Source organism: Paenisporosarcina sp. TG20, from assembly GCF_000286315.1.
In the GTDB taxonomy this organism is placed as follows: domain Bacteria; phylum Bacillota; class Bacilli; order Bacillales_A; family Planococcaceae; genus Paenisporosarcina.
Genome location: NZ_ALJG01000233.1, coordinates 1 through 12039, shown reverse-complemented (window position 1 = coordinate 12039; position 12039 = coordinate 1). Strand labels below are relative to the sequence as shown.

General features: G+C 35.8%; 13 protein-coding genes. 3 read left to right on the top strand and 10 right to left on the bottom strand.

Going from position 1 to position 12039, the window contains the following annotated elements; all coding sequences use genetic code 11:
* Positions 1-1138: 1138 nt before the first annotated feature.
* The 4 genes from B371_RS0105540 to B371_RS0105525 all read right to left on the bottom strand — a co-directional run bounded on the left by B371_RS0105540 (position 1139) and on the right by B371_RS0105525 (position 3178).
* Entirely contained in the window at positions 1139-1654 is a 516-nt protein-coding gene (locus B371_RS0105540; protein WP_019413312.1) for a DinB family protein, read from the bottom strand.
* A gap of 97 nt (positions 1655-1751) precedes the next feature.
* Positions 1752-2177: an NUDIX hydrolase gene (locus B371_RS0105535; RefSeq protein WP_019413311.1), complete on the bottom strand. Its 426-nt coding sequence runs from the start codon at positions 2175-2177 to the stop codon at positions 1752-1754.
* A 235-nt stretch (positions 2178-2412) separates the two neighbouring features.
* On the bottom strand, positions 2413-2715 hold the full coding sequence (locus B371_RS0105530; protein WP_019413310.1) for a hypothetical protein: 303 nt from the start codon (positions 2713-2715) through the stop codon (positions 2413-2415).
* A gap of 103 nt (positions 2716-2818) precedes the next feature.
* A complete protein-coding gene (locus B371_RS0105525) occupies positions 2819-3178 on the bottom strand; it encodes a DUF4440 domain-containing protein (protein ID WP_019413309.1) in 360 nt (119 codons plus the stop codon).
* Positions 3179-3340: 162 nt separating this feature from the next.
* On the opposite strand from B371_RS0105525, the gene B371_RS0105520 reads away from it, so the two are divergent.
* The gene (locus B371_RS0105520) at positions 3341-3979 is read left to right on the top strand and encodes a TraX family protein (protein WP_019413308.1); all 639 of its coding nucleotides are present in this window, start codon (positions 3341-3343) and stop codon (positions 3977-3979) included.
* Positions 3980-4352: 373 nt separating this feature from the next.
* Here the strand turns inward: B371_RS0105520 and B371_RS0105510 are convergent, their stop codons facing one another.
* Positions 4353-4874 (bottom strand): hypothetical protein, encoded by a 522-nt coding sequence (locus B371_RS0105510; RefSeq protein WP_019413306.1) that lies wholly within the window; start codon positions 4872-4874, stop codon positions 4353-4355.
* 421 nt (positions 4875-5295) lie between these two features.
* Here B371_RS0105510 and B371_RS24280 point away from each other — a divergent pair, with 421 nt between their 5' ends.
* Together B371_RS24280 and B371_RS0105500 are read left to right on the top strand one after the other, a co-directional pair.
* Entirely contained in the window at positions 5296-5418 is a 123-nt protein-coding gene (locus B371_RS24280; protein WP_019413305.1) for a hypothetical protein, read from the top strand.
* A gap of 137 nt (positions 5419-5555) precedes the next feature.
* Positions 5556-6800 (top strand): benzoate/H(+) symporter BenE family transporter, encoded by a 1245-nt coding sequence (locus B371_RS0105500; protein WP_019413304.1) that lies wholly within the window; start codon positions 5556-5558, stop codon positions 6798-6800.
* A gap of 85 nt (positions 6801-6885) precedes the next feature.
* Here B371_RS0105500 and argH read toward each other — a convergent pair whose 3' ends face one another.
* From argH to B371_RS21350, 5 genes are all read right to left on the bottom strand, one after another.
* On the bottom strand, positions 6886-8253 hold the full coding sequence (gene argH / locus B371_RS0105495) for an argininosuccinate lyase (RefSeq protein WP_019413303.1): 1368 nt from the start codon (positions 8251-8253) through the stop codon (positions 6886-6888).
* Complete coding sequence (locus tag B371_RS0105490; RefSeq protein ID WP_019413302.1) at positions 8250-9458, bottom strand: argininosuccinate synthase; 1209 nt, start codon at positions 9456-9458, stop codon at positions 8250-8252. Before B371_RS0105490 ends, argH begins: the two co-directional genes overlap by 4 nt.
* 183 nt (positions 9459-9641) lie before the next feature.
* Positions 9642-10394: an SDR family oxidoreductase gene (locus tag B371_RS0105485; RefSeq protein ID WP_019413301.1), complete on the bottom strand. Its 753-nt coding sequence runs from the start codon at positions 10392-10394 to the stop codon at positions 9642-9644.
* Complete coding sequence (locus B371_RS0105480) at positions 10381-11325, bottom strand: MBL fold metallo-hydrolase (protein WP_019413300.1); 945 nt, start codon at positions 11323-11325, stop codon at positions 10381-10383. Before B371_RS0105480 ends, B371_RS0105485 begins: the two co-directional genes overlap by 14 nt.
* Before the next feature lie 352 nt (positions 11326-11677).
* On the bottom strand, positions 11678-12039 hold a 362-nt coding region (locus B371_RS21350), incomplete at its 5' end, for an FAD-dependent oxidoreductase (RefSeq protein ID WP_019413299.1).

The following is a 12039-nucleotide window of genomic DNA, read 5'->3' as shown; positions in this document are numbered from 1 at the left end:
CTTTCCGCGGGCGGTCCGTGAGACTCCTCGTCGCAAGCTCCTGCGGGGTCTCCCTGGACTCGCTTATTCCGCAGGAGTCGCCGCCTTCCACTTCAATCATCCACCTAGTTATAAATCAGTGATAACGATATGTTTTAAAAATAAGTATAAAAAGTCGTCTTGTTAAATGAAAATACCCACACCTACATTTTGATAGGATTACTCAACAAGTTTATATTACTGAACAAACATCACCTCCACTGAAATACAAGAGGAGACTTGTATGCTTTAAAAAAGAAAATCACGCATTTACATTTATCGATTTAGCGTGAATCCCACCTGGGAAGTTCATGTAAGTCTCCATATACTAAAAACACCATGAACACAGGGTTCATGGCACTGTAATTTTGTATACTTTCTTATATTTTAAGAAAAACCGGGCACATTTTGCCCGGTCCTTTAAGACAAATGATTAAAGTATCAGTTTAGAAGGATATTCCATATAGTATCGACTTCGGTTTCGGGGGAGATTTGGACGGCAAACCTACTGCACTATAACCTCAAGAATTAAAGGGATGAGCGCAGTTTCACTGCGCTCATCCCTCTTTTTACAGGCAATCTTGCGGAGCGTTTGAGTCCGACGCACCCCTTCAACCAATAGGCATATCGTATTTTTGATTTGGGTTGAGGGAGAATAGATACTGATTTTATAGAGAAAGGCGGCCGAAGATACTATTTCGTCCTTTTCATCCATTTTTCAGGTTAGGTAGTTTCTTTTAGCTACCTGGCCTAAGAATGTATGATTGCCATGCTATAAATTGCTGTTAAGAATACAATGTTCTTCAATCTAAGGATTACACAGCGTGAAAACCCTTTTCATTAATCGGATTATCGAGAGTGTCACTAAAGAAAATACGGTATAGAAAGTTAGTCTCCATATACTAAAAACATCTTCATTCTAGTCTCTTGCCACATCAGTTTTTATATACTGGTGTATCTTTTAAAAAGGCTGCCGAAAATGGAATCTCGGCAGCTTTCAACATTCTATAATTTAATCGTACATACTTATATCTCAATCATAAGATACGAAGTACCGTATCCTCCTCGCATTACTAATCAATCAAATATTATAAAAAAACCTCAAGACCCTGTTGATATGCTATATTAAATATTTCTCTTTGATGATTTTTATATGATGAAGTTCGTGACCTGCAATAATGTAAGATAGAGCACTTACTGAAATTCCGCTGTTATTCGCGATTCCTTGTCTAGACCAAACTTCTTCAGACAATCCTTTCACAAGAGAAAGGGTTGAACGTCTGACTGTAGCAAATTCTTCTAGTATATCTGGTAACGAGCGGGAATGAAATGAGGCCTCTTTTACATATTGATCATCATCGTATCCCGCAAGAGGAGTTTGGTCGCCTCTTGCTATACGAAGCAATCTATAACTCATAACTCGTTCAGTGTCCATGATATGACCAATAACTTCTTTCAGAGTCCATTTTCCAGATGCATAACGATAATTGGCCTGTGTTTCAGATATGCCTGAGAGCAATGCCGTTGTGTTCTTAAGTTGTGTATTAAGCGTATCCTCTAGAGATCCCTCAGAAACTAGATCAATGTAATTTTGAAAGTAAGCGGGATATTCTTGATTTGTCGGTTTAGTCCACATGATATTTCCTCCTTGTTTCTATCATAAATTACACCCGTTCAATGACGCGTATAATTTCATTAGCAATTTAATTATCTATAATGCTATTTAATACATCCTAATCATTATCTACCATAATAGCAGCAAGTTTAATATTTTCCTTTAAGTAAATAGGTAATTCAGCGTTATTTAAAATTTGCTGAGTTGACATCCAACAAACACTATCTACTTCATCAGGACTCTTCGCATATGCTTCACCAGATTCGTGATCGCAAAGAAAAACAATGTCGACCACATGTAAACCTGATTCCGTAACAAACGAAGAACTATTAACGTATCTAGGATTTGAAGCCTCTATACCAACTTCTTCAGCAATCTCTCTGATTATTGTACGCTCTAATATATCTGATGAATTGCCTTCGTATTCTACCTGTCCACCAACAAGAGACAATAACCCCCCTGCGTGTTCTTCTTTTTCGCTACGTCTGATTAAAAGCCATTTTTCATTTTTATAAATTGCACCTTCAACATTAACAATAAACAAAGATTTTCCTCCCAAATAATACTGAATAGTGTCCAAGTAAAAATTCTAATATTAAAATATCTCTTCTATGTAATTGTAGTCGTTTTTCCGAACTTAGTATTTTAGACAGTTGTAGGATAATATGAAATGCACATCCGCTTTACAGAATTTAATGACAGAAAGTCCACTACTTAAGTGGATGAGTGATTGTCAGTTTCATGTGTTGTTTTCATATAAAAATTAAGTGAAATTGCTATCATTTGAAAAAAGGAGCAAAAATTAGCATTAGAACAGAACCAGAGATTAGAAAAACACTAAGTGTATTCGAAAGTTTAACTTGCCCTCCTTCTTTTAAAAAACCTGAAAACTGAAGTTTGTTTTTATACAATACGAAAAGTAAAACGATAATTGAGATGCCTACCAGCCAAGCCCCATTAGTATTATTCAAATTTAACCCTAAAATCGCATAAATTAATTTGGCTAACCCTCCCATTATTCCACCTAAAATCATAAATATTGCCGTGATTCGAATTAATTCCAAGATACCTCTCAATATCATTCATCTCCCCATTGATAGTGTAATATTACCAGTTCACACCATCTTATATTAATTAGCACAGCTCGTTCAATAAGAAAAAGGCTTTTTTAGATATCTGCTAGTGTCATTGGGATTGAGTCGGTGTCCCTTGATGGAAAAACATTTTCCACTTTCCATCACTAAATTTCCATATAGAACTACGCAATGAGTGCTGCATTTTTACTTCGTTATATATTCGGTAAGTGGTTAGCACTACATTGGTAGACAATTGATGAATTTCAAAATTACTTAATGTCATCTTTACTATACCTATCCCGCCTGCCTCAATACCATTGTTGTACAATACTTTTCCTGAACTACCAAATTCAAAAAAGTCGTTTTCAAGGTATTTTTCTAGTTCTTCTGGAGATGTACGTATACCAGGTTGCAACAAATTTTTTTCTAGTTGACATAGATGTTCTTTTAACGTTAATTGTGTTGTCATTTCGCAGTCCCCTTTAATTAAGATATAACTCTAAAGAATAAATACATTACTTTAATCTTTTTAAAAAAATATTTATATCGATTTGACTATGTATAGGCTATTATCTTTTAACTTGAAAAGGTATAATAACTGTAATTTATTTAAACAAATGAGGTATTTTTTATGTTGGAATGGATAGCTATAATAACTATGTTGATTGATCATATCGGCTATGAATTTTTTCCGTCTAATATAACATGGAGACAAATAGGAAGATTAGCTTTTCCTATTTATACATTCCTATTAGTAAGGGGTTTGATATTAACAAGAAGTAGGAAAAACTATTTTAAAAGATTAGTAATTATTGCAGTTTTAGCGCAAATTCCTTTCACACTACTTTTCGAGGCTTATTCTTTAAACGTTATTTTCACATTATTATATGGAGCAAGTGCGGTCATGCTTTATGAAAAAGTTAGCCGACTATGGGGAATCGCTATTTTAATAATTCTCGGGTTTATAATGGCACCATTATCTGAGTTCACTGATTACGGTTTGTATGGATACATCTTATTTTTACTCTATTATTTTTTAAAAGAAAAACCATTTGCTTTGCTGTTAGGCCATTCCATCTTAGACGTCTTATATAGCTTGAATTATTTTGACTCATGGGTCTCAATTCAATCTTTGAGTATCGTAGCGACGTTTATAATAATTTTAAGAAAATACATTCCCGAAGTGAAGATTTCCAGACTTTTTTATCGGGCCTTTTACCCTGCTCATCTTTTAATTTTGTATCTACTATCCTTATTAATTCATAGATAATTGAATAATTTATCTGTGAATTGTTTGCTTAGCTTTATGTTTATCTTCCTCTCTAACATAGATATCATATTGAGTAGAATCATTGTTAGTGAAATCATTTTGACCAAAACTTGCATTAAATCTGTTATTTCTTATAGTAACGGTCTCATAAGAAACACCTAATTCTTTTAACTTGTTTATCACCTTAAAAAAATTTTCATTACCGAATGCTGTATATACTAAACATTTATGTTTGAAGAAAAATAATCTCAATAAACCCAATTCATAACTGCTCCTTTCAAGGTAGCATTAAAACATTGATTAGTTTAATTCCACTTGCAAAATTTTTATTTGATTGGTTCCTTATAAATTAGAATTGAAAAGGATTGAACATTCAACTGTTTAAGGATTTTAGATACGTTTGAATTTCTTTTTTACTCTTCAAAGTAATTACATTTTTTTGGACACCACTTTGTTGAAAAGCTTGAAATCGAACTTTCATTTTTTCCTTACGAGAATTGCAAGTGGTACAGATGAACTTAAGAAAGTCATAGTCAAGTTTTTCCTTACAGCCTTTTCCCATATCTAATCGGGTCTTCCCTATATTAAGAATCCAACGCTTGAACACTCGATACAGACATACACGCAAAGGAAGTTCCAAATATATAATAGTATCAGCGCTCGCCATCCGAATATCATATGTATTGCTATAATTCCAATCAATAATCCATTTATCTAGAGTCACAATGTCTTGTTGGCTTGCTGTAAACTCTTCCAATGATGATTCTACCCAATCAGGTTTCCAGTATAAGGTATCCAGATGATAGACATTAATATCCAAACTTCTTCCCATCTTCCGTGCAAATGTAGACTTACCGACACCAGCCGAAACTCCCATCACCATAATTCGATTCATTTTCAACCTCCTTGCTACTTTTATAATACGATAAATAAAAAAACTTTCAAAGGAGAAATATGATTACATACATCTTTATAAATACAGTATCTATGACTTCATCCGAAGTTTAGAATTCAAATCTTAGAGTAATTTTTTCACCAAACAAATTTGGTTCATCTAGTATACATTATATCCAAACTAGCAATTGATTGACTTATAATCTTCATTCGTTTTTTTAAGAAATCATCCAAATTCTGTTTCTTTATGATTTTTTAAAAGTACTCATTATGAAATCGATTCACTTATAAAATGCTAGATTTCATGAGTAATTTACTTCGTCATCTATGAAGTTTTTGTTCATAGTTTTGGTATTACAGGATTGAAAAAGGGATTTTAAGATCTGTTAGAGAATAAAGTTATAAAAGTAGGAGGAATTTAAATGCATAATTTAGAAAAGATAAAGGTTGTTAGTTTAGTTGTCATTGTAATTTGCTTAGTAATAATTGTTTGGAGATTAGATGAAATTGCAAATTATTTATCACATATATACCAGCGGGGTTGAAGTCATAAAACATAGAAAGAATCCATTTTGTTCGTTATTAAAAATGAATTCTTTTATTTGAAGAATTATCATCTATAAAAAGAAAACGTTGTAATAGTTTCTGAACATTTATATAATTCTTAAAAAAGGGGTACTTCATGTTGCTACATACAAATGTTCCATTTATTAAAAATGCAACATCTATTCCCAGCTCTTTAACGATCAAAAATATGTCAGCTGGTACTGTTGCTGCAATTATTTGCTGTACCGGCCCGGTTCTTATCGTCATCACTGCTGCACAAAATGGAAACTTAACTACTAATCAAACGATTTCATGGTTATTTGGAATTTACTTTGTAGGTGGGTTGCTCGGTATAATTATGTCATTACTTTTTGGTCAGCCTATTGCTGGCGCCTATTCAATTCCATCTGCCGTATTGATGACACAGGCTATCACTCAATATTCCTTCAATGAAGCGGTTGGGGCTTACTTAATTGCAGGACTTATTATATTTATTATTGGAATTCTTGGGTGGTTTAATAGATTACTTGTCTGGTTACCTTCAGAACTAGTTATGGCAATGATTGCCGGGTCTATGATTCACTTTGGCACTGATATGATTACTTCTTTAACGCTATTACCACTTCTAGGTAGTATCACCCTTTTATCATATTTTATTTTTGCAAAGATATTACCTAAAATTCCTCCTATCGTCGGAGCGGTAATTGTTGGATTTTCCTTATTTCCATTTTTAGATCAAGGTTCCTCGAAAATGGACTTTTCGTTTGAACTTCCATCGATTTGGATTCCTGACTTTTCCTTTTATGCGATTTTAGCTATTTCGATTCCTATTGCAGTCATGTTACTTAGTACGGAGTCAGCACAAGGAATAACGGTGCTGAAAGATGAAGGGTATCAACCTAAAGTGAACAAAATAATAATGCTAAGTGGGATTGGCACAATGTTTGCAGGAATGTTTGGCGGCCACAGTGCATGCATGGGTGGAATAATGTCTGCACTTTGTGCATCAAAAGATGTTGGCCCAAAGGAAACACGTTATGTTGCAGCATTTATATCAGGCGTTTGGTTAGTAATCTTTGGTCTGTTAGCCTCTTTATCCCTCGGTTTTATATTAATAATGCCTTTATCATTAATAAAACTTGTAGCAGGTTTAGCACTTATTGGTGTTTTACTAAAAAGCTTGCAGCGTTCTTTCCACGGAAAACAATTTCAAATGGGAGCATTTTTTACATTAATTATTGCCATGTCAGGTGTCAATTTTTTAGGGATAAGCGCAACATTTTGGGCTCTAATTGGAGGATGGATGGTTTCATGGTTCTTGGAGAATAAAGACTTCAAACAACGTATTTCTTCAAGCACTGAGATTTCAAAAACAACTTAATTTGAATACTTGAAGTAATTCATAAAAACAAATTAAAAAATCCCACTTGTATCATTTCTGAACAAGTGGGATACATGTAACGCTATTAAAGTGCCTTGGCTTTTTCAATTTGTAAACGAACTTGGTCAAATCCAGTACCACCTAGTGAGTTACGTCGCTTTACAGCAGTAACTGGCGATAAAATATCGTAAATATCTGACTCAATTAAATCACTTGCTTCTTGTAAGTCATCGAGCGTAAGGTCTAATAAATAGATTTCCCGCTGAATACAAAGGAACACTAACTTCCCTGTCACTTCATGCGCTTGGCGAAATGGCATGCCTTTTGTTGCTAAATAATCAGCGAGTTCAGTTGCGTTTGAAAAGTCTTGATGAACAGCTTCATTCAGGCGTTCGGTATGAATTGTCATTGTGCGGACCATTCCTTCAAAAATTTGAAGTGATCCATGTAATGTTTGTACAGTATCGAACATACCTTCTTTGTCTTCTTGCATATCTTTGTTATACGTGAGAGGTAACCCTTTTAGCGTTGTCAACAAGCTAAATAAATTTCCATAAACACGACCCGTCTTTCCGCGAATTAACTCCGCCATGTCAGGGTTTTTCTTTTGTGGCATGATGCTTGAGCCTGTGGCGAACGCATCATCGAGTTCAATAAATTGAAACTCTTGGCTCGACCACAGAATGATTTCCTCAGCGAAACGTGATAAGTGCATCATCACAAGTGATGCATTACTTAAAAATTCCACGATAAAATCACGATCACTCACTGCATCCATGCTATTTTGGTACACATGCTCAAACCCTAAATAACTGGCCGCTTTTTCACGGTCAATTGGGAATGTCGTACCTGCAAGTGCACCAGCACCTAATGGAGAAATGTCAATGCGTTTAAGCGATTCAGAAAAACGTTCCTGGTCCCGCTCCAACATCCAAAAGTAAGCCATTAAATGATGAGCAAACGAAATCGGTTGGGCCCGTTGTAAGTGTGTATAGCCCGGCGCGATTGTTTCAACATGTTGTTCTGCTTGAAACAGGATTGCTTGCTGAAACAGTTTAATGCTCTCAATAATTTCTATAACACGTTGTTTCAAAAAAAGATGCATATCTGTCGCCACTTGATCGTTACGACTTCGTCCAGTATGCAATTTCCCACCTACAGGACCAATTAAATCAATTAGCATTTTTTCTAAATTTAAGTGAATGTCTTCGTTTGATACTTCAAAAACCAACTCATCGTTTGACGCCTTTACCTTTAACTGCTCAAGACCATGTAAAATTAAAGTCACGTCTTCGGCTGGTAGGATTCCACAATCTCCAAGCATTTTCACGTGGGCAACACTGCCCGCCAAATCTTCCATAACGAGTTGTTGATCAAAACCAATGGATGCGCCAAATTCATCCACCCACTGTTCAGCAGACTTTTGAAATCGACCTCCCCATAGCTTGGTCATACAGTCACCTTCTTTTCTCCCTTGTTGACCATCGCATGTACTTTTGTTGGTAGACCCCATAATTCAATAAAGCCTACTGCAGATGCATGATTAAATTCGTCATTCGTTGAATAAGTTGCTAATTTTTCGTCGTATAGTGAATTCGGTGATTTACGTCCTTCTACTATTGCGTGCCCTTTAAATAATTTTACCCGAACTACTCCATTTACATACACTTGTGTTTCTTTTAAAAATGCCTCTAGCGCTACTTTTAAGGGAGAGAACCACAAACCTTCATAAATCAGTTCCGTTAATTTCTTCTCAATTACGGGTTTAAAATGTGCTAATTCTTTTACTAGCGTAATATCTTCAAGTTCTTTATGTGCAAGTAGTAATGTGTGAGCTCCCGGAACTTCATATACTTCACGTGATTTAATACCGACTAAACGATTTTCAACATGATCAATGCGTCCAACTCCATGCTTCCCAGCTAGTTTATTCAATTTTTGAATTAGTTCAGCTAATGAATATGACACGCCATCTAATTCGGTTGGGACACCTTGCTCGAATGTAATTTCAATCAAATCGGCAGTATCTGGAGTATCTTCTAAAGCTACAGTTATATCGTAAGCATCTTCTGGAGGTGTAGCCCAAGGATCTTCTAAAATGCCACATTCGTTCGCACGGCCCCATAAGTTTTGATCAATCGAAAATGGACTATCTAAATTAACTGGAATCGGAATATTATTTTTCTTAGCGTATTCTATTTCTTGTTCACGTGACCATCCCCATGAGCGGACAGGTGCAATAACTTCTAAAGTAGGATCCAACGCATTAATGGAAACCTCAAAACGAACTTGGTCATTCCCTTTCCCTGTACAGCCATGTGCTACCGCAGTTGCACCTGTTTGGTGTGCGATTTCAACTAGTTTTTTAGCAATTAGCGGACGAGACAATGCTGAAACTAATGGATATTTATTCTCATACCATGTATGAGCTTGGAGAGAAAGCAATGCGTACTCGTTTGCAAATTCATCTCTTGCATCGATCATATAACTTTCAACAGCACCCACTTGAATCGCTTTCTTTTTAATAAATTCTAAATCTTTTCCTTCACCTACATCTAGACAAACTGCGATTACATCATAACCGTGTTCTTTTAACCATGGAATTGCTACTGAAGTATCAAGTCCACCTGAATATGCGAGAACTACTTTTTTATTCATTTTTTATTCCTCCTGATTGTAGGTTATTCAATTACTTCTAAATATTATAGGTATTCATTTACTTCTAATTACTATACTCGAATGATATCACGGAATAAAAATGTAATCAAGTGTATTTTAATACACAAAAAGAAGTTTAATTATTCAAAAAAATAGCAACCACCATGGTCGCTATTTTATCCGTTATTTTTTGGCGAAAAATTTCCGACCAACTCTTTCAATTACTCCTGGCGCTATACTATATACTTTGCTTGAAATACCCATATACCATGGTAAGTTTACTTCACGTTCAGGCCGTTCAATGACACGGACAATCGCGTTTGAAACTTCTGAAACGGACAATAAAAATTTTTTCAAGGATGTTTTATATGTCCCGGTTGAATCTGCTAAATCTAAAAAGGGTGTATCAATAGGACCTGGATTGATAGTCGTTACGTGAATACCATATGGCTGAACTTCCATCCGAGTCGCGTTTGCGTAGCCAAGAAGGGCATGTTTCGTTGCCGCATACACAGATGCTTTAGGCGTTGCTACCTTACCAGCTTGCGATGCAACATAGATGAGATGTCCCGATTTCCGTTCCAACATGTTTGGTAAAATTCGACTTGTTAATTTCATAGGAACTGTTACGTTAACGCGCATCATTTGTTCTATTTGTTCATCGGTTGTGTCATGGGCTAAAGCAAACGTGCCAATCCCTGCAGAAAACACAACAATATCTGGTGTAGGACATAGGTTGGTTACCTTTTCGACTGAATCCTCTACTAGCAAATCCGCTTCAATGGTATGAATCCCAAGTGACTCGAGCTCTTTAAGTACTATTTTAGAGCGGCCGGTTGCATAAACGTTGTATCCTTTCAAGTGAAGGTCTTTGGAAACTTGAAGTCCAACCCCACTAGTAGCTCCAGTTATTAGAACAGTTTTAGGCTTGTGCATATGTAAATGCTCCATCTTGATTGCGCGATTCAATTGCGAGTCCTTCATCCAGTAAATAATCAATCTGTCCAATTGTTTCTGAAAGTGTCAACCCAAGTTCTTTCTCATATACGCTCGGAAAGAGTTTTTGAGTGATTTCATAGATGGTCAATGATTGTTGTTCAATCATCGCATAAACTTTCATGGCACGATCATGCTGTCGGTTTAGTCGATGCGTGATTAGTTCATGGACATTATAGACTTCATTCCCATGACCACTATAAATTTTTTCAACCGGCATTGCTAAGACTCTTTTCAGTGATTCATTGTATTGAAGCATCGATTTTGGGCGTCCAGCACTTGGATCTAATGGAGGCTCAATTAAAGGGTTTGATGAAATTTTCTCTAATATATGGTCTCCACCAATCATCACTTTGCTCTCTGCATGCCAAAAAGAAATATGACTTTGTGCATGCCCAAGTGTTTCAAGTACTGTCCAACCTGGATGACCAGGTAGTACATCTCCTTCTTCTAGGGTTGCATCAAGTGGACGATTTCCAAGGTAAGAAACAGGTCTCTTCATTTTCTCTACCCACGAGTAATATTTTTCTGGAACCCCTTCTTCTATTAAACGCTCTAAATAAAATTCATCATGATAGGCAAAAAATGTAGGATCACGCGTTAACCAAAGGTCATTATAGACATGTCCATAAACTTTTGCTTGAGGAAAAGCATCAATCCATCCGGCATGGTCTGGATGATGATGCGTTAAAAACACTTGTTCAATGTCATTAAATGAATAACCGGCTTCTTTTATGCCACGTTCTAACGCTTCGTAAGCTTCAGGTGTTTTAGGGCCGGCATCAATTAATGATAACGAATCTCCTTTTAATAAATAGGCATTAACGTCTCCTACAGCAAAAGGTGTAGGTAAAATAAGTTTGTGAATCATTTGGCATTCTCCTTAAAAATGAATCGCTATTCACTTCATTGTACAAGTTTTCTTGACAATCGTCATCTTTTCCGAAATTTGTGTGTCACGTCGACTTTATTTAGGAGATAATTGGTTAGTTGCAACGAAATTAAGAAAGTTGCAACCAAATCGGGAAAGTTGCAACGAAATTTAAATAGTTGCAACCAAATCACAAAAGTTGCAACGAATGCTATGCTCAATTTAAAAAATGATTAAAATTCACCTTCAATATCATATTTATACAAATGAAACGCTCCAAACCCTCGAAAACTGCCTACAACTTTTCGTAGGCAGTCCTATTTCATTTTTCACCACACTTATACAACCATGTTCAAGGCAAGCAATTGATTTCATTAGCGACACGTATTCCAGATTCAATAGCGCCTTGTATCCAACCATGTGGTAGAGATGTGTGCTCCCCTGCAAAGTGTACTCTTCCTTCTGCAGTTCCAAGGTAAGCAAAAAGTTCTGTTTCTTGTTCAGGTTTAAATAACGCGAAAGCTCCAGCTGAATATGGATTTATAGTCCAACTCTTAGAAGCTCCAGTAATATATTCATCATATACTTGTTGTCCATATATGGTAGCTAAACTTTTCAAGGCTTGGTGAATCTGATTTTCTTCACTTAAGCTATCCCATGGTATAGAATCATCCTCCCAAGTATAACTAGCTCCTGAATCCGTGACCAAGGTGA